Raw genomic sequence first — 25,076 nt, 5'->3', positions numbered from 1 at the left:
TATGACACTGACACGCTTCAGGGCGGCGTTACGCCTGTCCTGTTCACTGCCTGCGGTATTAATATTATCCCTGCTGGCCGCCACCGCCGTCAGCGCCGCCGCCATCGATCCCGCGCTGCACACCGCGCCGGCCGACGGCTTCGCGGGCCAGGCCGGCGGCACCGTCGGCGGTTCCGCCGCGATCCCGGCGCAAATCTATACCGCCACCAGCCGCGCCGAGTTGCTGGCGGCATTGCGGCGCGGCGCCGCCAATCCGAAGATCGTCAAGCTGCGCGGCACCATCGACATGAGCGAAGGCGTTCCGTTCGCGAACACCGGCGACCAGGCCAGCCGCGGCTTGATACGCCTGCCCAGCAACACCACGCTGATCGGCGAAGGCGCGGGCGCCGGCATCGTCAACGGCCATATCGTCGTCAGCGGCGTGTCGCAGGTCATCGTGCGCAACCTGAACATCGTCAACCCCTGCGACGTCGGTCCGATCTGGGACCCGAACGACGGCGCCTTGGGCAACTGGAACTCGGCGTTCGACGCCATAGGCGTGACCACATCGGATCACGTCTGGATCGATCACAACACCTTCACCGACGGCGCCATGACCGACGATAAGCTGCCGATCGAGAATGGCCAGATCAAGCAATGCCACGACGGCTCGGTCGACATCACCAAGGCGTCCGACTACGTGACGGTGTCGTACAACGTCTTCGGCCAGCACCGCAAGAACAACTTGATCGGCTCCAGCGACGGCGACAGCGGCGACACGGGCAAGCTGCGCGTCAGCTTCAGCAACAACGTTTTCCGCGACATCGTCAGCCGTTCGCCGCGTGTGCGCTATGGCCAGATCCACATGTTCAACAACTACTTCGTCGGCAGCAAAGCGAACCCGGTGTACCCGCACGAATACTCGATCGGCGTGGGCCACGCGTCGCAGATCCTGTCGCATAACAACGTGTTCGACATCGCCGGCGCCGGCGGGAAAGCGGTGCGCTGCGACGACGTCATCGAACCGATAGGCGGCACCGTGCCCGGCGCCTTCAAGGACAGTGGATCGGCGCTCAACGGCGCCGCGCTGGCCGGATGCTCGGTGCCGAACGGCGTCCCCTTCACCGCGCCATATGCGTACGCGGCGCGCCCCCTAGCGCTGGTCAAGGCCAACGCGCTGGCGCAGGCCGGCGGCGGCAAGCTCACCACCACCATCAGCGGCAGCGGCGACGTCACGCCCGACACCACCGTCACCCTGAACTGCCCGCCGTCGGGCCTTTACTTCTGCGACGACTTCCAGAACGGCGGCACCGCCAACTGGAACCTGCTGCCGGTGGCTGGCGCCAACGGCAGCTTCAGCGTCAAGGCCGAAAGCGTCGGCGCCAGCAACCTGGTGATGCAGTACACCGCCGCCTCCACCGGCGGCGTGCTGGCACTGCTGAAGCCCGCCGCCTTGAACGCCGTGCCATCGGCGGACTACTACGTCGAGGCGCGCATCAAGCCGATGACCAACAGCACAACCGGCAACAAGCAGCTGTACCTGATCACGCGTTACAAGGACGCGACCAACTGGTATGGCGCCGGGCTCAATGTGCAGAACAGCAGCGCCACCACGCAGGTGGAGATCGCGCGCATGCTCAACGCCACCCTGTCGCGGCCCAAACAGGTGCGCAAGCCGATCCTGATGGACGCGCAGTTCTACACGGTGCGCTTCGAAATGATGGGCACTTCGCTGACCGTCTACCTGGACGGCGAAGCGCTGGGCACCGTTACCGATGCGTCGTTCGCGGAGCGCGGCCTGGTCGGCCTTTACACCACCAACAAATCGTTCCAGATCGACGATGTGCGCATCGGCGATCCATCGCTCAAGCCGGCGCAGTTGACGCTTAATCCGGCGTCGCTGAACTACATCGCCGAGGTGGGCGACACGCCGTTGACGGTCAACGTCAACGCGTTCAAGCCGGATGGCACGGCGGACAGCTTTACCGCCAGCTCCAGCAAGCCTGGCGTGGCCGCCGTCGCCATCGGCGGTGGCGCGCTGACCATCACGGCGGTCGGCCCGGGCACCGCGGCCATCATCGTCACCAGCGGCTCGGACCCCACGCTGCAGCGGACCATCACGGCCACCATCAGCCCCCGCTTCGTGCAGCCTTCGCAAACCTACCCGCTGGGCGGCGCCACGCAACCGGTGGCCGCCGCGCCATCGGCCCACATCGACGCGGCGCTCAAGCTGACCTTCGACGGCCCTCCGACGCTGGGCGCCGGCGGCAGCGTCCGCATCTTCCGCAAGGCCGACGACGCGCTGGTCGATGTCATCCGCCTCTCCGGCGAGACCGATGTTCTGGGCTACGCCGGCCAGGCGGCGATCCGCAAGGTCAACACCACGCCGATCACCATTAGCGGCAATACGGTGACCATTAAACCCCACAGCAACAAGCTTGAATATGGCAGCGAGTACTATGTCGCCATCTCCAACGGCGTATTCACCGGCGCCTCGCTGGGCGGCATCCCGTTCGTCGGCATCGGCAAGCTCGGTGACTGGTCGTTCACCACCCGCGCGGCCGGACCGGCGCCGGGCCGCGCCAGCGTGACCGTGGGCGCGGCCGACGACGCCGACTTCAGCACCGTGCAGGCCGCACTCAATTACGCCATGAAGGACGTGGCGGCGAACGATCCGCTGACCATCACTGTCCGCAACGGCGCCTACACGGAGCTGCTTTACCTGCGCGGCAAGAACAACGTCACCATCGTCGGCGAGAGCCGCGACGGCGCCGTCATCCAGTACACCAACTACGACAGCCTGAATAGCGGCACCGGCGGCAGCCAGTCGCCCGACAGCGCGGCGACATCCGGCGGCCGCTCGGTGATGCTGGTGGAGGCGGCGGACATGCTGACCCTTGAGAAGCTCACGCTGCGCAACACCACGCTGCGCTCGAGCGCCATCTCGGCGCAGGCGGAGGCGATCTACTTCAACAGCGACAGCGGCCGGCTGGTGGCGAAAAACGCCGCCTTCTACAGCGAGCAGGATACGCTGAATCTGAAGGGATACGCATGGTTCTATCGCAGCCTGGTGGCCGGCAACGTCGACTTTATCTGGGGCGGCAGCCGCGCGGCCCTGTTCGAGGAAAGTGAAATCCGCTCCGTCGGCGATACCACCAGCGCCACCGGCGGCGGCTACATCCTGCAGGCGCGCGTGCCCAACGCCACCGACAAGGGCTTCGTCTTCCTCAACAGCAGCCTGACGCACGGTCCCGGTCCGGGCCCGCTGCACGGCGACGTGCCGGACGGCGCCACCTGGCTGGCGCGCAGCCCGGGCGGCACCGCCACGTGGGACAACATCGCTTTCGTCAACACCAAAATGGATAGCCACGTCGCGGCGGCGGGATGGGCCGGCGCCGGCGTCAACGGCCAACCGGCGCCCAACCCGGTAACGCCAACGGCGGCCAGCGGCTGGCGCGAATACGGCAGCACGACGCTGGGCGGCGATCCGATCAACCTGGCGGCGCGCGTCGGCGGTTTCCAGCTAAGCGCCTCTGACGTCGCCGCCGGTTTCGCCAACCGCGCGCTGGTGTTCGCCGACTGGAACGGTGGCGCGGGCTGGGACCCGCAGCCGTAAAGGCTGGCGCTTAGCGGAGATTCGGCGCGGCCAGCGTGACAGTGGCCGCGCCCCAGCTTCTCCGTCCACGCTGTCATAGCATTGTCATAAGAATCGGGTAGCATATCGGGGCGCATGATAGGCTATGCGGCTTTGCTAACTCCTCCCCACCTGACGACGAACCAACATGACGAAGAAACTGTCCCTGCCCGTACTCGCGATCGCGACCACTTGTTTCGCCCTGCACGCCGGCGCCATCGCCGCGCCGGCCACCAAGGCCACCGCCGCCGCCCAGCCCAAGCTGGTCGTGGTGCTGGTGGTCGACGGGCTGCCGAATGAGCAGGTGCAGCGCTACCGCGACCAATTCGGCGAGGGCGGCTTCCGCCGTCTGCTGGACCAGGGCGCGTCGTTCAGCAATGCGCACCAGGCGCACGGCGTGACCGTCACCGCGATCGGCCACAGCGCCGTGCTGACCGGCGCCTATCCCTACGTCCACGGCATCATCGGTAACAACTGGATCGATCCGGTCACCAAAAAATCGGTGTACTGCACCGAGGACACCAACTACACCTATATCGGCGAGCACACCGATCCGAGCGACGGCACCGCGCCGACCAAACTGCGGGTCGACACCTTGGGCGACCAGCTGCGCTACGCCACGGGCGAGCGCAGTAAAGTCGTCGCCATCTCGGGCAAGGACCGTGGCGCGATTCTGCTGGCGGGTAAAACCGGCACCGCCTACATGTACATGGAACAAACCGGCAATTTTGCCAGCAGCACCTTTTATATGAAATCGCACCCTGCGTGGGTGCAGGCGTACCAGGCGACCAAGCCGCAAGACCGCTACTACGGCAAGGCGTGGGCGCCGCTGCTGCCGGAGGCGGCATATGCCGGCGACGCCAGCGAGGAGCTGACCCCGGCCAAGCCGGGTGGCCATAACCGCCTGCCGTACACTTATTACAGCGAGAGCGGCCAAATCGACTCCGGCTATTACAACAACCTGAAAACCGGTCCATTCCTCGACCAGCTGACGCTGGACTTCGCGCAGGCCGCGATCGAAGGCGAAAACCTCGGCCGCAATCCCGCCGGCGTGCCGGACCTGCTGGGCGTGAGCCTGTCGGCGCACGATTACGTGAACCACGCCTTCGGCCCGGAGAGCAAGCTGTCGCACGACCACCTGCAGCGGGTCGACCGCATGCTGGCGCAGTTCTTCTCCTACCTGGACAAGCGTGTGGGTATGGACAACGTGCTGGTGGTGCTGACGGCCGACCACGGATTCGCCAACACGGCCGAATTTTCGCAGTCGCGTCATCTGGATGCGCAGCGCATCAAGGGCGACCAGTTGATGAAGGATCTGGGTAAGCACCTGTCGGATAAATTCGGCGGCGCCAAGCTGCTGACCGCGTGGTCGCTGCCTAACATCCATCTCGACTACGCGCAGATCGACAAGGCCGGCCTGCGTCGCACGGACGTCGAAAACGCCGCCGCGCAGTTCCTGCTGGCGCAACAGGGCATCGCCGATGTCTTCACGCGCACGCAGTTCGAAAGCGGCGCGGTGCAAGGCACGCGCATCGCCACGTTGATGCGCCGCGCCTGGAATCGCGATTCGTCGGGCGACCTGATGGTGATCACCAAGCCATACTGGTATTTCGGCTACGGCGATACCGGCACCACGCACGGTTCGCCGTACGCTTACGACACCAACGTGCCGTTGCTCATCATGGGCAAGCGCTGGGTCAAGCCGGGTAATTACGGCCAGTATGCGGAAGTGGTCGACATCGCGCCGACCCTGGCCAACATCCTGCGCGTTCGTCCGCCAGCCGGCGCCGAAGGCCGCGTGCTGACCGAGACCCTGCGCTAGTTAATTCAGTATAATCCGGCCGGCTTAATTCAAGCTGGCCAGATACTGATTCAAATGCTCGAAATTGAGCGGCTTCGAAAAGTGATGCGTAAAACCGGCGGCGACGGCCTTGCGCGCCGACTCGCTGTCGGCCGAGCCGCTCAAGGCGATAATCGGCAATGCCTGCGTGCCGGGCATGCGCCGGATCGCGCGCACCGCGCCAAAACCATCCATCCACGGCATCCCCAAATCCATGATGATCGCCTTCGGCATGGCGTCGCGCACCGAGTCGCACGCCTCGTAGCCGTTATGCGCGGCCGAGGTCTCGTAGCCGTGGCACTGCAGCAGCGCCGACAGCGATTCCACCACATCGATGTTGTCGTCGACGACCAGTACTTGTTTTGCGTTTGCCATGTTTGCCTCGTTATGGATAAGTTCGGATAAGTTCGATAAGCCATCCTAACAATGCCTATACGCAATGTATGTTCGCTATCGCACCTTGGAGCGATGGCGCGATATCGAAAATTTGTCGCCATTGGAAGGGCTTCCAGCTATAGTTGCCATCCCATCCTTTTTTGCCAAAAATGACATGAATAAATTCGGATTGCTGTTGGTCGCCACCGGGGTTTTCGCCTCTTCCTTCAGCGCCTACGCGACGGCGGCCGCCGCGCCGCGCGCCACCACCGCCACCGGCGTCGTGCAAGGTACGCTGGAAGCGTCCGGCGTGGCATCGTACAAAGGCATACCGTTCGCCGCGCCGCCGGTCGGCGATCTGCGCTGGAAGGCGCCGCAGCCCGCGCAGAAATGGAAAGGCGTACGCAAGGCCGACCACTTCGGCCCGCGCGCGATGCAGCTGCCACTATTCAGCGACATGACGTTCCGCTCCGACGGCGTGAGCGAAGACTGCCTGTATCTGAACGTCTGGACGCCGGCCAAATCGCCCAAAGAGAAGCTGCCCGTGCTGGTGTACTTCTATGGAGGCGGCTTTGCCGCCGGCGACGGCTCCGAACCGCGCTACGACGGCGAGAGCATGGCCGCCAAAGGCATCGTCACGCTGACCGTCAACTACCGCCTCAACGTCTTCGGCTTCCTGGCGCATCCGGAACTGAGCGCGGAATCGCCGAACAAGGCATCCGGCAACTACGGTTTGATGGACCAGGCGGCGGCGCTGAAATGGGTGAAGAAGAATATCGCCGCTTTCGGCGGCGATCCGTCGCGGGTAACGATCGCCGGCGAATCGGCTGGTTCGTGGTCGGTCAGCGCGCAGATGATTACCCCGCTGTCGAAGGGTTTGATCGCCGGCGCCATCGGCGAAAGCGGCTCGCTGCTCGGCATGAAACCACCGCCGCCGCTGGCCGACGCGGAAAAGACCGGCGCCGCCTTCGCCGAAAAAATCGGCGCGCCCACCCTGGCCGCGCTGCGCGCGCTGCCGGCGCAGCAGCTGCTCGAGACGCTGGGCCAGCCGGGAACACCGTGGTTCAGCGCAATCCAGGACGGCTATGTGCTGCCACGCGCGCCGGCCGCCATCTACGCCGCCGGCGAACAGGCCAAGGTGCCGCTGCTGGCCGGCTGGAACTCGCACGAGGGCCACTACAAGCAGGTGCTGGGCGACGCCGAGCCGACCGCTGAAAACTTCGACGCGGCGTTGGCCAAAACGTACGGCGAACGGGCTGCCGCCGCGCGCGCCGCCTACCCCGGCGACGTGAAACAGGCGGCGACGGACCTGGCCAGCGACGGCTTCATCGTCTATGGCACCTGGAAGTGGATCGACACGCACGCCCGCACCAGCGGCAAGCCGGTGTATCGTTATTACTACAGCCGCCCGCGTCCCGGCGACCCGGGCGCCGCCCACTCGGCCGAAATCGAATACGCCCTGGGTAACCTGAACCTGAATAAAGTCTATTCCTGGACCGATGAGGACCGCGCGCTGTCGACACTGATGCAAGGCTACTTCGCCAACTTCATCAAGACCGGCAATCCGAATGGCGCCGGCCTGCCGGAATGGCCGCAAGCCAGTAGCGGCGCGGGTTCCAGCCTGATGCACCTGGACGCGACCTCGCGCGCCGTCACCGCCACAGACGACGCCCGCTTCCAGTTCCAGGACGCCGAAATGCAGAGAAAACAGTGATCTGAAAGGATGGCGGCGAAAGCGGTTTGGTAAATAATATAAACCGTATCATCGATTGTATTTTATTGTATCTGCCGGTGATACTTTGAAAACTTGCTATACACTATTCTCTTTTCTTCTGGCAAAGATCGGGAATACAGAATATGCGCAAAACAATCGGCTTCGTCGCCATTTGCTTTACGGTGTCCGCATTCGCGGCGGAACCTTTCGATGACAAGTTCCGCCAGCTGGACGAGGTTCTGCCCAGCGCCAACACCTACCGCACAGCCTCCGGCGCCCCCGGCGCCGCCTACTGGCAGCAGCGCGCGGACTACACCATCCGCGCCACGCTGGACGAAGCCAAGCGCTCGCTCACCGGCAGCGAGCAAATCCGCTACCACAACAAATCTCCCGATACGCTGAACTACCTGTGGGTGCAGCTGGACCAGAACATCTACAAAAAAGACTCCGACGCGCGCCTGATGATGACGCAGCCGTCGCGCCAGGCATGGGCCAAGCCGCCGACGCAGGACGACGGCTACAAGTTCGAAGGTTTGCGCGGCGTGCTGGCCGGCCGCGACTTCGACGGCGGGTTCAAGATCAAGACCGTGAGCGCAGGCGGCCAGCCGCTGAAATACGTCATCAACCGCACCATGATGCGCATCGACCTGCCGACACCTTTGAAGCCGGGACAGAGCTACGCCTTCAATATCGACTGGTCCTACAACATCAACGAGCAGAAGGTGCTCGGCGGCCGCTCGGGCTACGAGAGCTTCGAGGAAGACAAGAACGACCTGTTCGAGATCGCCCAATGGTTCCCGCGCATGGCGGCCTATTACGACGTGACCGGCTGGCAGCACAAGCAGTTCCTCGGCGCCGGCGAGTTCACGCTGGAATTCGGCGACTACGACGTGCAGCTGACGGTTCCCGCGGACCACGTGGTCGCCTCCACCGGCGACCTGCAAAATCCGGGCGAGGTACTGAGCGCGGCGCAGCGCGACCGCCTGGCCAAGGCGAAGACCGCCACCAAGCCGGTGCTGATCGTCACCCAGGAAGAGGCGGAGAAGGCCGAGAAGTCGGTCAGCACCGCCACCAAGACCTGGCACTACAAGGCCGCCAACGTGCGCGACTTTGCGTGGGCGTCGAGCCGTAAATTCATCTGGGATGCGCAAGGCTACAAGAAGGACGGCACCAACGTGATGGCGATGTCCTACTATCCGAAGGAAGGCAATCCGCTGTGGGGCCAGTACAGCACCCAGGCCATCATCCATACCATCGAGCAGTACAACAAGTACAGCTTCGACTACCCCTACCCTGCGGCGATCTCGGTCAACGGTCCGGTGGGCGGCATGGAATACCCTATGATCTCGTTCAACGGTCCGCGTCCGTCCAAGGACAAGAAAACCGGCGCGCTGACCTGGTCGCAGCAGACCAAATATGGCCTGATCGGCGTGATCATCCACGAGGTGGGTCACAACTACTACCCGATGATCATCAACTCCGACGAGCGCCAGTGGACCTGGATGGATGAAGGCCTGAACACCTTCGTCCAGTATCTGGCCGAGCAGGCGTGGGAACAGGACTACCCGTCGCGCCGCGGCGAGCCGCGCAACATCGTCGACTACATGCGCAGCCAGAACCAGGTGCCGATCATGACCAACTCGGAGTCGCTGCTCCAGTTCGGGAACAACGCCTACGCCAAGCCGGCCACCGCGCTGAACATCCTGCGCGAGACCATCCTCGGACGCGAACTGTTCGACTACGCCTTCAAAGAGTACGCCAGCCGCTGGAAGTTCAAACGCCCCACCCCGGCCGATTTCTTCCGCACGATGGAAGACGCATCCGGCACCGATCTTGACTGGTTCTGGCGCGGCTGGTTCTATACCACCGACGCGGTCGACATCAGCGTCGACGGCATCAGCGAGTATGGCGTCAGCACCAAGGACCCGGAAAAGGAAAAGGCCTGGAAGAAGGCGCAGCGGGACGCGGAACCGGTTTCGGTGTCGCAGCAGCTCAACAAATCGATGCCCAAGCGGCTCGATAGCCATCCGGAGCTGAAGGACTTCTACAACGAGCATGACGAATTCACCGTCACCAACAAGGACCGCAACAGCTACGCCGAGGCGATCGAGAAGCTGGAGCCGTGGGAGAAGAAGCTGCTCGATCAAGGCAAACACCTGTACCTGGTGGACTTCTCGAACGTCGGTGGCCTGGTCATGCCGCTGGTGCTGGAGATTGAGCTCAAGAGCGGCAAGAAGTACATCGAGCGCGTTCCGGCCGAAGTATGGCGCTTCTCGCCGAAGAAGATCACCAAGTTGATCGTCACCGACGAGCCGATGGTGGGCCTGACACAGGACCCGTACTGGGAAACCGCCGATATCGACACCAGCAACAACGCCTGGCCGCGCAAGCTGACGCAGTCGCGCGTCGAGTTGTTCAAGACCGAACGTGACCGCAATAACCTGATGCGCGACTTTAATACGCCGCTCAAAGGCAAAGGCGACAAGTCGGCCAAGGAAGACGACAACAAGGACGCGGCGGGCGAATGACGCTGCGCGCCTTACGCTCGCTGGCCGTCGCCGCGCTGGTGCTGGCACTTGCCGGCATCAGCACGGCGGCCGGCGCCCATAATTTTCACATGGGCATAGCCGATATCAGCTACAACGACCGCACCGGCAACACGGAGATCGTGCACACTTATACGTCGCACGATGTCTCCACGCTGCTCACCAATCTGTATGGCCGCAGCTTCGATCTGGGCCAGCCGGACAGCGAACAGCCGCTGCGCCGTTACGTCGAAAAGCAGTTCCATCTTTCCGGCGCGGACAACAAGCGCCTGCCGCTGCAATGGATAGGCGTGAAGGCCGATGCCGACAGCGTCGTCATTTTCCAGGAGATCGCCGGCACCAAACTCAAGGCCGGCACTCGCATTCACAACGCCCTGCTGATAGACTTCCTGCCTTCGCAAAAGAACACGGTAAACCTGCAAACAGATGGCGCCATTCAAACCCTCATTTTCGATCAGGACAGCATCGATCAAACCGCCCGCTAAGCGGCTTATCCCGTTGATGCTGGCGGCGATCGCACTCCATACACCCGCCCACGCCGACGATCTGCTGCAACGAGTGACCATCGACGGCTCGCGCGCCAACCAGCTTGGCCTGGCCGATGCCGCCAGCGCGGGCAGCGTGTCGCAAAAGGAGCTGGCCGCGCGCACCGTCTATCGTCCCGGCGAACTGCTGGAAGCGATGCCCGGCCTGATCGTCAGCCAGCATAGCGGCGAAGGCAAGGCCAATCAGTTCTACCTGCGCGGCTTCAATCTGGACCACGGCACCGATCTGCGCACCACGGTCGACGACATGCCGGTCAACCAGCGCAGCCACGCGCACGGCCAGGGTTGGACCGATCTGAATTTCCTGATACCGGAACTGGCGGTGCGGCTCGATTACAAAAAAGGCCCCTACTCCGCCGAGGAAGGCGACTTCGCCTCCGCCGGCACGGCGTCGGTGGTGTACGCCAACCGGCTGACGCAAGGCCTGGGCAGCGTATCGGCAGGCCAGAACGGCTATGGCCGCGCGCTGGTCGCGGACTCCGTCGAACTTCCGCGCGGTAGCCTGCTGTATGCGCTGGAAGCGCTGCACAACGACGGCCCGTACGACAACCCGGACAACTATCAAAAGCTCAACGCGGTGCTGCGCTACAGCGAAGGCTATGCCAACAACGGCTTCAATGTGAGCCTGATGGCGTACCGCGCGGACTGGAACGCCACCGACCAGATTCCGCAGCGCGCGGTGCGGGGCGGCCAGATCGGCCGCTATGGCGCCGTCGATCCGACGGACGGCGGCGCGGCGCACCGCTACAGCCTCTCGGGCGCCTGGCGCCGCACGACGCAGGACAGCGCGTCCAAGGTCAATGCGTACATCATCGCCAACCAGCTGGACCTGTTCTCCAACTTCACGTACTTCTTGGACGATCCGGTGCGCGGCGACCAGTTCGCGCAGCCGGACAAGCGCGTCACCAGCGGCATGAATGCGAGCCACAGCTGGCACCAGCACGGCGACGGCTGGACCAGCGAGACCACCGTCGGCCTGCAACTGCAGAACGATAATATCTTCAACGGCTTGTACAACACGCAGGCGCGCCAGCGTGTTTCCACTACGCGCCAGGACCACATCGTCGAGTCCAGCGCCGGGCTATTCGTGGAGAACAGCACGCGCTGGAGCGACGCCTGGCGCACCGTGGCGGGCGTGCGTATCGATGGTTACCGATTCGACGTGCGCAGCGACCTCGCCGCCAATTCCGGCAAGGCCAGCGACCATCTGGCCAGTCCCAGCCTGAGCCTGATCTATGGCCCCTGGAAGACGGCGGAGTTGTACGCCAATATCGGCACGGGCTTCCACAGCAACGATGCGCGCGGCGCCACCATCACCATCGATCCGAAGACCGGACTGGCGACCGACAAGGTCTCGCCGCTGGTGCGTTCGCGCGGCCTGGAACTGGGTGCGCGCACCGCCTGGCTGCCTGGCCTGCAATCGTCGCTGTCGTTGTATCGTCTGGATTTCGATTCCGAGTTGACCTATGTGGGCGACGCCGGCGCCACCGAGGCGGGCCCGCCGAGCCGCCGCTACGGCGTGGAATTCTCGAACTATTACAAGCCGCTGAAATGGCTGTCGGTCGATCTGGACCTGGCTTATGCGCGGGCACGCACGCGCGGAGGGGCGCCCGATGGCGACCGCATCGCCGGAGCGATCGAAGGCACGGGACAGCTGGCGGTGACGGTGGACGATGGCGGGCCGTTTTCAGGCTCTCTGAAGCTGCGCTATTTCGGTCCGCGCCCGCTGATCGAAGACAACAGCGTACGTTCCAATGCGAGCATGACCCTGAACGGGCGGATAGGCTGGAAGATTTCCAGGAACCTGACGCTGGAACTGGAGGCGTTCAACCTGACCAACCGCCGCGATTCAGCCATCGATTATTACTACGCATCGCAATTGAAGGGAGAAGCGGAGCCGGTGACCGACATCCACTTCCACCCCATCGAATCGCGCTCGTTACGAGCGACCTTGATCAAGACCTTCTAATCAGCCGGCGCGCTCGTTGAGCATCGGGAAACCGCGCTGGTGCCACACCGGATAGGCCGGCGACACATCGCTGGCCGCTTCCAGCAGCGCGTTCTGCTCGGCGCTCAAACGCCAGCCGGTGGCGCCGATGTTATCGATCAGTTGCTGCTCGTCTCGCGCGCCGATGATGACGCTGGAGATGGTCTTCTTACCCAGCAGCCAGTTCAGCGCCACCTGCGGCACGGTCTTGCCGGTTTGCTCGGCCACCACGTCCAGCGCGTCGACGATGCGGAACAGCCGCTCCTCCTCGAAGTGCGGCCCGGTGCCGGCGATATCGTGTGCGCGGGTACCCGGCTTGGCCGGCTGATCGCGCCGGATCTTCCCGGTCAGCTTGCCCCAGCCCAGCGGGCTCCAGACCATCGCGCCCACGCCCTGGTCTTCGGCCAGCGGCATCAGTTCCCATTCGTAGTCGCGGTTCAGCAGCGAGTAGTAGATCTGGTGCGCGACGTGGCGCGGATAGCCGTAGCGGTCCGACACGGCCAACGATTTCATCAAGTGCCAGCCGGAGAAATTGGACCCGCCGATGTAGCGCACCTTGCCATCGCGGACCAGTTGGTCCAGCGTCGACAGCGTCTCTTCGACCGGGGTGTTGTTGTCCTGGCCGTGCAGCTGCAGCAGATCGATATGTTCGACACCCAACCGCTGCAGGCACTTGTCGACGGCATCGATCAGATGCTGGCGCGAGGAGCCGAAGTCATTGGCGCCGTCGCCGGTGGGGAATGTGACTTTGGTGGAGATGAGCAGGCGATTGCGCTTGCCCTTGATGGCTTGGCCCAGCACTTCTTCGGCCAGGCCGTCCGAATAGACATCGGCGGTATCGAACATCGACACGCCGTGTTCAAGGCATACATCGATCAGGCGCGAAGCGCCGCCTGCATCGGTACTGCCCCAGGCTTTGAAGAAGTCGTTGCCTCCTCCAAAGGTCGCCGTCCCAAAACTGAGCTCCGGCACACGCAAACCTGATTTTCCCAAACGATTGTGATTCATGGCTACCCTCCAGAACGTGAAACGCGCCACGGCAAGGTGGCGCGTTGGTTCTGGATTGTAGCGCAAACGACAATATTACGTCGTCCGCGAAATTAAACGCCTACCGGATCAGAACTCTTCCCACTCGCCGCTCGACGTTGCGGCGGCGGTGGTCTTGGCCTTGTGCGCCGGCGATGCCAACGGCTTGGCGGCAGCCTTCACCACCGGCTTCGGAGGCAGCTTCTTCGCCGCCGGGGCGCTGCGCACGACCGGACGGGCCGGCGGCGTGTAGCCGACCTGCGGAGCGCCGATCGTGAACGCGCTGACGACGCGTTCCAGCGCGTCCGCCTGATCGCGCAGGGTTTGCGCGGCCGCCGCGGTCTGCTCCACCAGCGCCGAATTCTGCTGCGTGGTCTCGTCCATCTGCGTGATCGACTGGTGCACCTGGGCGATGCCGTCGTTCTGCTCCTGCGTGGCGGCGCTGATTTCGCCGACGATGTCGGTCACCTGCTTGATGCTGGAGACGACTTCGTTCATCGTGGAACCGGCCTGCTCGACCAGTTTGGTGCCGGAACCGACCTTCTCCACCGAGTCGTCGATCAGCGCCTTGATTTCTTTCGCCGCCGCCGCCGAACGCTGCGCCAGGTTACGCACCTCGGTCGCCACGACCGCGAAGCCGCGACCCTGTTCACCGGCGCGCGCCGCTTCAACCGCCGCGTTCAGCGCCAGGATGTTGGTCTGGAACGCGATGCCGTCGATGACGGAGATGATGTCGACGATCTTGCGCGACGATTCGTTGATCGAACCCATGGTCACGACGACTTGCTCGACCACGCTGCCGCCCTGCGCCGCCACGTCCGAGGCCGAACGGGCCAACTGATTGGCCTGGCGTGCGTTGTCGGCGTTCTGGCCGACGGTGGACGTCAACTGCTCCATGCTGGCTGCGGTTTCCTCAAGCGAGGCAGCCTGCGACGAAGTGCGGTTCGACAGGTCGCCGGTGCCCGATGCGATCTGCTGCGAAGCGGTACCGACGGCGCTGGTGGCGGCGCGCACGGTGTCGATCACGCCGGCGATCTGCTCCAGCAGCTTGTTGAAGGCGACGGCGGTGTGGCCGATTTCGTCCATGCGCTGAACGGGAATCTTCTGCGTCAGGTCCAGCGACTGGCTGACGTTGACCAGGGTGCTGCGAATGCTTTCCAGGCTGTTCTTGATGATGCTGTACAGCTGCCACGCCAGCGCGCCGGTCACCACCAGGCCAAGCACGATCACCGACAGCATCAGGCGGAACGCGAAGGTGTACGCGGCGCCGCTCTCGGTGCGGATGTCGTCACTGAGCTTGTTGTTGTAGGCGATGTGGTCGTCGAAGCCTTTCTTCAACGCGCCGGCCGTCAGCGCCAGCGGGGTGCCGGGCATCAGCGTCGCGCGCACCGCATCCATGTCGCCGGCGTGGGCGCCGGCCAGGAACGGAATCAGCGCCTGGCGATACGCGGCCATGTTGGCCTTGTCGGCTTCCAGCAGCTTGCGGTCGGTGTCGTCGAAGATGCGTTCCTTCTCGTAGGTCGCGATGACCGTGTCGAATTTGGTGTGGGCGTCGTTGTAGGCCTTGTCCAGCGCCGTTTTATCGGCCAGGTTGGAGAACACCGAGAGGCGGTAGCCGGCCAGGCGGCTGTCCGCGAGGAAGCCTTTGGCCTCGTTCAGGCCCGCGATGCTCGGGACCAGACGGGTTTGCACCAGATCCAGACGCGCCTGCGCGCGCGACAACTGATTCAGACCGGTAAAGCCGACGAAGATCAGCGCCAATAGCGCCAATGACAAGGTCAGAATCAAGCGCTTGGTAATAGTCATGGTGACTTTTCTCATAGAAGTGTTAAAAGATTCGATTGTTGCTCGGCTAAGTTCGAGTATACCGGAACCCTATTGCCATACGACAATAATGAGAAAATTTACGTTGCGCCGCAACCAAAACGCAACGCATGCATCCATTAAGTGACGCCAAGCGTTGCGCTTATCGCAAGGAAGAATGGTTAAATCACCACAAACCCGTGCGTGCCATCGCGTCCGAGCTGTTCGACCAGCCCAAACTCCCAATCCAGATACGCCTGCATCGCCTCTTCCTGGTTGTCGGTTCCCTCGTATGGGCGGCGATAGCGGTCGATCAGCGGCGACGCCAGGCGCGACGGCCCCTCTTCCAGCGGCAGGCCGGCGGCGGCCCACGCCGTCGTGCCGCCGGTGAGCACGCGTATCGGCAGATCGGTCAACGCGCGCAAATCGCCCGCGACGTAACGCGCCAGCAGGCTGCTGCCGCAGGTGAGCACAAAGCGCTTGGCGCCGGCCGACAGCTTCGATACGACCGCCGGCAATTCGGAGCGCAGCGCGAACCACGCGCCGGGAATATGCCGCTTTTGATAATTGACGCCGGAGGTGAAGTCCAGCAGCACCGTTTCCTCCGTCGCGTCGGCGAGCCATTGCGCAAGGGTCTCCGTGTCGATCTCGCGTACTTCGGGATGTGCAGGAACTTCGTCGCTCCACGCCTCCGTCACATTGAAGTCGGCCGTTTGCAAGCCGTCGATCACGTAGACTTCGTGGTTCATCTGCGCCAGCCAGTGCGCGGTCAGGTTGGCGCGCACGCCGTCGCTGTCGGCCAGCACGATGCGGGCGCCGCGCACCGGCGCAAACTGTTCGGTTTCCTGCACCAGTTGACCGCCCGGCGCGGAGCGGAAGCCTGCCAGGCGGCCGTCGCCGAACTCCGCCGGTGCGCGCACGTCGAACAGGTATGTGGTGCGGGTGGCGTCGGTCCGTAATTCGTCCAGGCCAGCGCGATCGAGGCGGCGTACGCCGGCGCGGTCCGCCAGCGCCCTGGCGTCATCGGCGGCGGCAAGCCGGTTGGCATCGGATGCCGGCGGGTAGCTTCGCGACTGGCCATGCTCGAGCTTTTGGCGCGCCAGCGTCCAGCCGATGGTGCCGTTGCGCAGTGCAGCAACCGGATTGGGAATTCCGGCGTTAATCAGCGACTGGGTACCGATGATGCTGCGGGTGCGGCCGGCGCAGTTGACGATAATTTGTGTCTTCGGGTCCGGCGCCAGCTCGCGCGCGCGCAGTGCCAGCTCGGCTCCGGGAACGCTGAAGCTGCCGGGGATGCTCATGGTCTGGTACTCGTCGAAGCGGCGCGCGTCGAGGATCACGATGTCGTCGCCGCCGTCGATCAGCGCCTTCACCTCCGGCGCCGACAGCGATGGCGTGTGACGCTTCGCCTCCACCAGTTCACCGAAGGCTTTGCTGGGCACATTCACGTCGCGGAACAATTCACCACCGGCGGCCTGCCAGCCGGCGACGCCACCAGCGAGCAGCGAGACATCGCTATAGCCCAACTGGCGCAGACGGCTGGCGGCGGATACGACCAGGCCCTCGCCGCCATCCAGCACGACGATGGGCACATCGCGGCGCGGTAGCTTGGCGTAGGCATCGAGCTCGATGCGGCCGTATGGCAGGTTGGCGGCGAAAAGTGGATGCGCCTGCGCATGCGGATCTTCCTCGCGGACGTCGAGCAGCGCGATCTCGCGTCGCGCCAGCAGGTCTTCGCGCACTTGCTGCGGGCTGCGGTAAGGGAAGCCAAGCAGGCCGGTTTGAAGCAGGTTTTTAGTCATGGCGTTCGGATTCCTTGGATTGTGTGTGGCGATCAGGCGGCATTGGCATAGCCGGAGCGGAAAGGCTTGACCGCGCCTTCCGCCGTGAACACGCTGCGATCGACGGCGCCAATGTCGGCGCCATAGACGTGGATGCCGATCGAAATGCGGTCGTCGTAGGCGTTGAAGACCTGGTGGATGTCGCCCAGCGTTGGCGACACCGCCGTCACCACGCCGGTTTCCAGCCGCTGGGGCTCGCCCACTTTTTCGAGCACGCCGTCGGCGCGGCGGCGGTAGTCCTGCGAGATCTCGGCCCCGCGCAGAAGGCCGATCAGGCCCCATACCGTGTGGTTGTGGATCGGCGTCGATTGGCCGGGGCCCCAGACGAAGCTGACCACCGAGAACCGCGCCGCCGGGTCGCGGTACAGCAGATATTGGCGGTAGTACTGCGGGTCCGGCAGCGCGGCCTGCTGCGGCAGCCAGTCGTCATGGGCGACCAGCTCGCGTAGCAAATCGGAGCCCTGCGCGACGATGCGCGTCTCGGCTCCTTCCCCACCATTTTCGCCGCCCTGCTCCAGCAACGCCTCCAGCGCCCCGACGAATTGCCGCAGGCGGGCGGGCGTTTCAAAACCCAGTGATGCACTCATCTAAGTCTCCTCATCTTGGTCGCCGTATCAGGCGGCCTGCCGGCGCGCGGCGGCGTTGCGGTTTTCCGGCACGTCCAGCCCGAGGTTGCCGCGCAAGGTCGCGTGTTCGTAGTCCCGGCGGAACAGGCCGCGCTGCTGCAGCACCGGCACCACCTCGGTGACAAACGCGTCAAGCTGGTACGGCAGCGATTCAAACAGTATAAACCCGTCGGCGGCGCCGCCGTCGAACCAGTGCTGGATCGCGTTGGCCACCTGCACGCCGGTGCCGACAAACTCCTTGCGCGGGCTGGCGCAGCGCAGCGCGGTCTCGCGCAAGGTCAGGTTTTCTTCACGGGCGGTGCGGATGATGCGCTCGGAGGCGCTGCGATTGCTCTCGGCGCCGTATTGGGCGATGTCCGGGAATGGCCCGTCGAGCGGGTACTGCGTCAGGTCATGTTCGTTGAACGACCGCGCCAGCGCCACCAGCGCATCCTCGATGCGCACCAGCGCGACAGCTTCCTGGTAGAGGCGTTGCGCATCCTCCTCGGTTTTGCCGACGATGGCGCGCAGGGCCGGCAGCACCGCCAGCTTGCCGGCCGGACGGCCGAAGGCGGCCGCGCGCTTCTTGATGTCCGCGTAGTAGGCCTGGGACGATTCGAAGCTCGAGCCCTCGGTGAAGAAAGCCTCCGCGTGGCGCGCCGAGAAATTGCGCCCGTCCTCCGAAGCGCCGGCCTGGAAGATGACCGGCTGCCCTTGCGGCGAGCGGCTGATGTTCAACGGGCCGCGCACCGAAAAAAACTCTCCTTGATGGTGCAGCGTGTGCAGCTTGTCCGGGTCGATGAACTGGCCGCTGGCCTTGTCGTGCACCAGCGCGTCGTCCTCCCACGAATCCCACAGCCCCTGCACGGTTTGCAGATGCTCGGCGGCGATACGGTAGCGCACTTCGTGCGGCGGGTGCGTCGGCTTGCCGTAGTTCTCCGCGCTGCCCGACAGCCAGGACGTGACCACATTCCATCCGGCGCGGCCCTTGCTGATATGGTCCAGCGATGCGAACTGGCGGGCGACCGTGTAAGGCTCGCTGTAGCTGACCGTCAGTGTTCCCACCACACCGATATTCTTGGTTGCGGTGGCCAGCGCCGACAGGATGGTCAGCGGCTCGAAGCGGTTCAGGTAGTGCGGGCTGGATTTCTCGGTGATGTGGACGCTGTCGGCGACAAACAGGAAATCGAACTTGCCCTCCTCCGCCAGTTTGGCCTGGCGCAGATAGAAATCGATATTGGTGCTGGCGGTCGGATCGGCATCCGGATGACGCCAATCGCCCCAGCCGGGGCCGACGCCATGCAAAATGAAACCGAGTTTGAGTTGGCGCGCTGCTTGCGATGTGGTCATGGCGATGCTCCTGATAGGAATTGAACCCGGCGTTAGACCGGCTTGAAAAGTGTGGTGTCGACCAGCCGACTGGCGTCGACCCGGCGCGGAAAGAGCTTGGCTTCAAAAAACGTATCGGCCACCTGCTGCAACTGCGTGACGATCTGCTGATCGACCGGGCGTAGCTGCGGGCGGTCGCGATTGACCACCAGCTTGACCACATCGGCCGGCAAACCGGTCAGGCGCTGGAACACTTCGGCATACTCCTTGGGATGGGCGTTGGCCCAGGTATTGGAGAGCGCCAGGCGCCGCAGCACATCGGCCAGGGCGGCGCGCTTGCCCGGATCGGCCAGCGCAGCATCCGAAGCGGCGATCACGCCGATGCCGGAATTGATGCCCACGCCGTCGCGCAGCACGCGCGCGCCGTGGATCTCCGCATTGGCTTGATAGGTGCCGAAAGTGGCCCAGGCTTCGATCTTCCCACTGGAGAAAGCGGCTGCGGCATCGCTCGGCAACAGGAAGCCGGTGGTGACGTCGTCCGGTTTGAGGCCCGCCTCGCGCAGCGCCCCAAACAACAGGTAATGCGCTACACTGCCGCGCGCCGACGAGACAATCACGTTGCGGCCTTTGAGATCGGCCACCGACTTGATGGGCGAGCCGGCCGGCACCAGTATCGCGACGCCGGTCGGCGACGACACGCTGGCCGCCACCACCTTGACACGGGCGCCCCCGGCGGCCGCCGCAAGGGCCGGCGTATCGGCCGCCATCGCGGTATCGACATCGCCCGACACCACCGCCTCGAACAGAGGCGCGGCGCCCTGGAAGCTGGCCCACTGGATCTTGTACGGCACGTCATTGAGCACGCCGGCCGCTTCGGCCTTGGTGCGCAGCAGCTTGACCTGGTCGCCAAGCACCACGGTCACCTTGGACAGGTCGACCGGGGCCGCAGCGCCGGTGCTTGCAGCGTCGCCGCCTTTGCCGCCTTTGCCGCAGGCGCCAAGCAGCGCCGCAGCCGGCATCATCGCCAGCAAACGCCGGATGCGATTCGGATCAGAAGTCATAAGTGACCTTGCCATAGTAATAGGCGCCGCTCGGCGCGAATGGCGCCGGTCCGTAGACAAAGCCGCTGCTGCCGGAGTTGGCGTCGCCAGGGCCGTTACGATCCGGCTTGGTGTCGAACAGGTTGGCCGCGCCCAGTACCAGCTTGGCGCGCTTGGTGACCGCATAGCTGACATCGAGATCGGTCAGCCACTTGGCGCCGAAGTGATAATCCCTGGCGCGATCGGCGGTGGTTTGCCAGGTCGACGAGTCGTAGCGAGTGGTTTGCAGATTGGCCTCGACCGGACCAATGAACCAGCGCGCCGACAAAATCAGCTTGGTCCTCGGCGTGGCAGTCAGATCGCCGATGCCGCCACCGGCCGAGTAGCCGAACCATACCGAACTGCCGCCCGGGTTGGCGCCCAGTCCCGTGATTTCCGACGGCGTCGCCTTGATATTGGTGATCGTGGTGCGGTTCCAATTGACCGCCGCGCCCCAGCGCACCAGGCCATAGGTACCGTAGTCGCTGGTGATGTCGGCCACCAGGTCGGCGCCGCGCGTTCGGGTGTCGACCCCGTTGGCAAAGTACTGTACCCATTCGGTTCCGGTCAGTCCTCCGGCGACCAGGGTCGGCGCAAACGCGGGGCCGAACATGTAGCCGCTGCGGATGATGCGGTCCTTGACCTTGACCTGGTAACCGTCCAGCGTGATGTTGATGTTGTCCGCAGGCTTAAGCACCAGGCCAAGACCGAAGTTGACCGACTTCTCGGGATCCAGATCGCGCGCGCCGAACTGGCGGGCCAGCGCCGAATCGTTGCGCAGCAGCTTGGACAAGCTGGGCTCGACGACGCCGCTGACGGGGTTGATGTTGGTGCGGTTGTCGGTCTGCGAGTAACCCGATTGCGTCAATGAAGGCGCCCGGAATCCGGAACCGACGGTGCCGCGTATGGCGAACTTCGGCGAGAAGTCATAACGGCTATTGATCTTTCCACTAGCGGTGTTACCGGCGCTGTCGTTGTAGTGCTCCGCGCGCACCGCGCCGTCGACAAACAGATTCTCGACAGGATAGAAGCCGATATCGTTGTAGATCGCCAGCACCGTGCGTTGGATTCTGGTCGCGTCGGCGGGCGACAGCGCCACGCCCGCCTGCGCGCCGACGGCCGCCGGCTTGCCGACATTCGGATTACCTTCCTGGTCGCCAGGTTTGAAGATGTAGCCGCCGTTGATGTAACCCAGCGGATCGCCGGCATAGGTGGTAAAGCGCTCGACGCGCTGCTCCAGTCCCCACGACCACTGCAACGGCTTTATCAGGCCGATGTCGAAGGCGCGCGTGAAGTCCTCATTGGTGGTCCATTGTTCGAACTGATAAACGGCCAGGTTATCGAAGCTGGTCGGCGAGGTCGGCCCCAGCGAAGGGTTCAAGGTCAGGTTGCTGTATTGGCGGGCGCGGTTCTTGCCATAGCCGGTGCTGATGTCCCAGTTCCAGCCGGCGGTGCGCCCGCGCGCGCCGGCGTTCAGCTGGAAGTCGAAAGCGCTCATATTATTCAGCGCGAAGTAGCCGTCCGGGTACACCTGCGCTAACGTCGCCAGCCCGTTAGGACGGCGGAAGTTATTACCCGCTACCGTATTGCGGGTGCCGGCGGTGCCGAAGGCATACAGTGTGATGTCCTTGTTGAACGGCTTCTCGGCGTTGAAAGCCAGATCGTAGGCTTCGATGCCCGGATCGCCGTTGTGGGCGCCGTCGCGGTCCCAGGTCGCGTTCTTGGGATTCGATGCGGGCGAATACGCCACCAGATTCTTCGACGGGAAGTTATTCCAGGACTGGCCACGTTTGCGCAGCGCGGTGGCGATGTGGACGAAACCGTCGTCGCCCAGCGCAAAGCCAACATCGCCCTCCAGCTTCTTGTTGGACAGGTCACCTGCGCCGCTTTTCAATTCTCCGTAGCTGGCCGATATCTGGCCGCCGTGATTGCCCGCCTTGAGGATGACGTTGACCACCCCGGCCACCGCGTCCGATCCGTATTGCGCGGCCGCGCTGTCCTTGAGCACCTCGATATGGTCGATGGCGCTGAGCGGAATGGTATCGAGATCGATCGCGTTGACACCGCTGGTGTCGCCGCCACCATTGGTCAGCAGGGCCGAATTGTGGCGCCGCTTGCCGTTGACTAGTACCAGCGTGTAGGCGGGCCCCAGGCCACGGTTGCTGACCGGCCGCACAACGGAGTTCACGCCCGCCTGGTTGGTGCCGAAGTTAAACGATGGCAGCAGGCGTCCGAGCGCCTCGGCCAACTCGGCGCGGCCGGTATGGATCAACTGCTCGCCGCTGATCACGTCGATCGGCGCCGGGCTATCCGCCACCGTGCGCGCCTCGCCGCGCACACCGGTAGTCACCACCACATCCTGCACCTGCCCCACGCTGGTCTGCGCCAGCGCCGTCACGCCTCCCAGCAGGCCGGTCGCCAGCAGCGCCAGACGCAGGGCCTTCAGTTTTGGTTGTTTGTTTTTATACTGCTGCATGCGTTGATTCCCTCAATCGTTATGTTTTTTGGTCAGGCCAGGTACTTCGAAAAGCTGCGGTCCCAGATTGGTTTGACGTCGATGCGGCGCGCCAGCAGGCCGGCGTCGGAGAAAACGTCCGCCACCCGCTGCTGCGACTTGATCGCGGCGTCGTCCACCGCCACCAGCTTGTAGGGCTGGCTGCGCTGAATGACCTGGTTCAGGAAGAATTGCGGCGGCACCCCGGCGATCTGTCCGCTCCTGGCCGCCCAGGGCTTCGGATTGCGGTTGATCCAGTCGTAGACCTTGGCCACGCGCTGAAGGTAGTCGCCGATGGCGGCATGTTTGAGCGGGTCCGCGATCGCCTGGGTGGATGCGCTGATGACGTAATTGCCGGACAAGTAGCCGTCCGCCGTGCGCAGCACGCGCGCGCCCTCCTGGCTTTTGGCCAGCTCCACCACCAGGCCATAGATCACCCACGCATCGAGCTGTCCGCTCTTGAACGCCGCGAATGCATCTTGCGGCGGCAGCGCAACCGCCTCGATATCCTTGAATCCCAGCCCGTTCTCCTTCAGCAGTTGCAGCAGGAAGTAGTGCGAGGTGGTCGACCGCGCATAGCCGATGCGCTTGCCCTTGAACTGGGCGGGATCGGTGATGGGCGAATTTTTCGGCACCAGCACCACCTGGTTGTTGACGTCTCCGCGCAGCACGGCGATCACCTTCAACGGCGCGCCGCTGGCGGCGGCGAAGATCGGCGGAATCTCGCTCATACCGCCGAAATCCAGCGAGCCCGAAGCCAGCGCCTCGACGATCAGGTTCCCGGCCGCGAATTCGGCCAGCGCCGTTTTGTAAGGTGTGGCGGCGACGCCGGCATCGTTGAAGTAATACGAGTCGCCGCCCTTGTAGGTGCCGACGCGCAGCGTGGTGTCGCGCAGCTGGGCCGCCGCCGCACGGGTGGCGTTGCTCCAGCCGCCCAAGAGCGCGGCCAGCCCGGCGCCGGCGCCCAGGCGCGCGCTCCGGCGCAGAAATTGACGGCGAGTGTCGCCCTTCGAAGTGATCGAATCCATTTTTCGTGCCTCTATAATGTGTGGGTGTTTAGGGCGCGGGTGCTTCCGAGACCAGCGCGATGCGGGCGTAGCCGGCGTCGTTCAGGGTTCCCATGGTCTTGACGATGCGTCCATAAGCGAGCGCCTGGTCGCCGCGCAGATGGATGCGGCGCTCCTTGTCGCCGGCGGCTTCCTGCGCCATCAGCGGCAGCAAGGTGTCCGGCGTGGAGGCGGTCTGGTTGACGAACACCGTGCCGCTGGCGTCGATGCTGACGACGATAGGCGGCTTGGGCTCTTCCAGCGGCTTGGCGCTGGAAGTCGGCAGATCGACCTTGACTCCGGCAGTCATCATCGGCGCCGCGACCATGAAAACGATCAGCAGCACCAGCATGACATCGACCAACGGCGTGACATTGATATCGCTGACCGGACCTGGACGGTGGGCCGGGCCTGAGGAGAGACGAACGCCCATGTCAGGCTCCCTGCGCCGCCAGCGGCGTGACGTTGCGCGCTGCGCGGTCGGCCTTGGCCGGCGCGGTGTCGACATTCTCCACCAGCCCCTCCCCCGCTTCCAGCTGGCGTGACAGCTGCACTTCGACCAGTCCGACCAGCGTGGAAAGGCGGGCGGCGTAGCTGTTCAAATCACCGGAGGCGCGGTTATACGCGACGACGGCGGGAATCGCCGCCACCAGGCCTAGCGCGGTGGCGAACAAGGCCTCGGCGATCCCCGGCGCCACCACGGCCAGGCTGGTGCTGTTACTGGCGGCGATGCCCTGGAACGCATTCATGATGCCCCAGACGGTGCCGAACAGGCCCACGAAAGGCGCCACCGAACCGACCGTCGCCAGGATCGACAAGCCTTTTTGAAGCTGCTCCACTTCGACGTTGCTGCTGATCTGGCCCACGCGGTTGATGCGTTCCTTCAGGCTGTCGCGCCCCGCCGCATCGATGTGCAGATGCAGGCGGTGGCTGGTGTGCCACTCGTCGACGATGGCGTGATAAATACGGGCGAAAGGGTCCTGCGTATTTTGCTTGAGTTCCTGGGCGAGCCGCGTCAGCGAGCGCTGTCCGGCCAGCGCGCCTATCCAGGCGATGGCGTTGCGGCGCAGGCGCGAGAAGCGCAGCAGCTTGTCGATGATGACGCCCCAGCTGGCGAGCGACGCCAGCACCAGCACCACCATGATGGATTTAACGATAATGTCGGCTTGCTCGAATAGCTGCAACGGTGACAGATGAGCAACAGACTGGGCGACAACTTGGGTAGCACTCATG

General features: G+C 64.2%; 17 protein-coding genes. 6 read left to right on the top strand and 11 right to left on the bottom strand.

Features of this window, described 5'->3' with window-relative positions:
- The first annotated feature begins 1 nt into the window (after position 1).
- Both ACZ0BA_RS04500 and ACZ0BA_RS04495 read left to right on the top strand, forming a co-directional pair.
- Positions 2 to 3,595, top strand: coding sequence for a pectinesterase family protein (locus ACZ0BA_RS04500; protein ID WP_463450135.1), 3,594 nt, complete (start codon positions 2 to 4; stop codon positions 3,593 to 3,595).
- 166 nt (positions 3,596 to 3,761) lie between these two features.
- Complete coding sequence (locus tag ACZ0BA_RS04495) at positions 3,762 to 5,435, top strand: alkaline phosphatase family protein (RefSeq protein WP_463450134.1); 1,674 nt, start codon at positions 3,762 to 3,764, stop codon at positions 5,433 to 5,435.
- A gap of 24 nt (positions 5,436 to 5,459) precedes the next feature.
- On the opposite strand, the gene ACZ0BA_RS04490 is transcribed toward ACZ0BA_RS04495, so the two are convergent.
- Complete coding sequence (locus ACZ0BA_RS04490; protein WP_463450133.1) at positions 5,460 to 5,828, bottom strand: response regulator; 369 nt, start codon at positions 5,826 to 5,828, stop codon at positions 5,460 to 5,462.
- Positions 5,829 to 6,003: 175 nt separating this feature from the next.
- On the opposite strand from ACZ0BA_RS04490, the gene ACZ0BA_RS04485 reads away from it, so the two are divergent.
- The 4 genes from ACZ0BA_RS04485 (at position 6,004) to ACZ0BA_RS04470 (ending at position 12,602) form a co-directional block, all read left to right on the top strand.
- On the top strand, positions 6,004 to 7,542 hold the full coding sequence (locus ACZ0BA_RS04485; RefSeq protein ID WP_463450132.1) for a carboxylesterase/lipase family protein: 1,539 nt from the start codon (positions 6,004 to 6,006) through the stop codon (positions 7,540 to 7,542).
- A gap of 143 nt (positions 7,543 to 7,685) precedes the next feature.
- Complete coding sequence (locus tag ACZ0BA_RS04480) at positions 7,686 to 10,070, top strand: M1 family metallopeptidase (protein WP_463450131.1); 2,385 nt, start codon at positions 7,686 to 7,688, stop codon at positions 10,068 to 10,070.
- The gene (locus ACZ0BA_RS04475; protein ID WP_463450130.1) at positions 10,067 to 10,573 is read left to right on the top strand and encodes a DUF6702 family protein; all 507 of its coding nucleotides are present in this window, start codon (positions 10,067 to 10,069) and stop codon (positions 10,571 to 10,573) included. Before ACZ0BA_RS04480 ends, ACZ0BA_RS04475 begins: the two co-directional genes overlap by 4 nt.
- Positions 10,574 to 10,589: 16 nt before the next feature.
- Positions 10,590 to 12,602 (top strand): TonB-dependent receptor, encoded by a 2,013-nt coding sequence (locus ACZ0BA_RS04470; protein ID WP_463450129.1) that lies wholly within the window; start codon positions 10,590 to 10,592, stop codon positions 12,600 to 12,602.
- On the opposite strand, the gene ACZ0BA_RS04465 is transcribed toward ACZ0BA_RS04470, so the two are convergent.
- From ACZ0BA_RS04465 to ACZ0BA_RS04420, 10 genes are all read right to left on the bottom strand, one after another.
- Positions 12,603 to 13,628 (bottom strand): aldo/keto reductase, encoded by a 1,026-nt coding sequence (locus tag ACZ0BA_RS04465; RefSeq protein WP_463450128.1) that lies wholly within the window; start codon positions 13,626 to 13,628, stop codon positions 12,603 to 12,605.
- 108 nt (positions 13,629 to 13,736) lie between these two features.
- Positions 13,737 to 15,452, bottom strand: coding sequence for a methyl-accepting chemotaxis protein (locus tag ACZ0BA_RS04460; RefSeq protein WP_463450127.1), 1,716 nt, complete (start codon positions 15,450 to 15,452; stop codon positions 13,737 to 13,739).
- A gap of 179 nt (positions 15,453 to 15,631) precedes the next feature.
- On the bottom strand, positions 15,632 to 17,251 hold the full coding sequence (locus ACZ0BA_RS04455) for a rhodanese-related sulfurtransferase (RefSeq protein ID WP_463450126.1): 1,620 nt from the start codon (positions 17,249 to 17,251) through the stop codon (positions 15,632 to 15,634).
- Positions 17,252 to 17,283: 32 nt separating this feature from the next.
- Entirely contained in the window at positions 17,284 to 17,877 is a 594-nt protein-coding gene (locus ACZ0BA_RS04450; protein ID WP_463450125.1) for a cysteine dioxygenase family protein, read from the bottom strand.
- A 27-nt stretch (positions 17,878 to 17,904) separates the two neighbouring features.
- Positions 17,905 to 19,245, bottom strand: coding sequence for an LLM class flavin-dependent oxidoreductase (locus tag ACZ0BA_RS04445; protein ID WP_463450124.1), 1,341 nt, complete (start codon positions 19,243 to 19,245; stop codon positions 17,905 to 17,907).
- Positions 19,246 to 19,277: 32 nt separating this feature from the next.
- Positions 19,278 to 20,285: an ABC transporter substrate-binding protein gene (locus ACZ0BA_RS04440; protein WP_463450123.1), complete on the bottom strand. Its 1,008-nt coding sequence runs from the start codon at positions 20,283 to 20,285 to the stop codon at positions 19,278 to 19,280.
- A complete protein-coding gene (locus tag ACZ0BA_RS04435) occupies positions 20,275 to 22,779 on the bottom strand; it encodes a TonB-dependent receptor plug domain-containing protein (RefSeq protein ID WP_463450122.1) in 2,505 nt (834 codons plus the stop codon). Before ACZ0BA_RS04435 ends, ACZ0BA_RS04440 begins: the two co-directional genes overlap by 11 nt.
- A gap of 32 nt (positions 22,780 to 22,811) precedes the next feature.
- Positions 22,812 to 23,825, bottom strand: a complete 1,014-nt coding sequence (locus ACZ0BA_RS04430; protein ID WP_463450121.1) for an ABC transporter substrate-binding protein — start codon at positions 23,823 to 23,825, stop codon at positions 22,812 to 22,814.
- 28 nt (positions 23,826 to 23,853) lie between these two features.
- Entirely contained in the window at positions 23,854 to 24,276 is a 423-nt protein-coding gene (locus ACZ0BA_RS04425; protein WP_463450120.1) for an ExbD/TolR family protein, read from the bottom strand.
- A 1-nt stretch (position 24,277) separates the two neighbouring features.
- On the bottom strand, positions 24,278 to 25,075 hold the full coding sequence (locus ACZ0BA_RS04420; RefSeq protein WP_463450119.1) for a MotA/TolQ/ExbB proton channel family protein: 798 nt from the start codon (positions 25,073 to 25,075) through the stop codon (positions 24,278 to 24,280).
- Position 25,076 lies beyond the last annotated feature (1 nt).

The sequence above is a fragment of the Duganella sp. AC917 genome, from assembly GCF_979258245.1.
The sequence above is the reverse complement of the archived record's forward strand: the minus strand, read 5'-3'. Positions and strand labels throughout refer to the sequence as shown.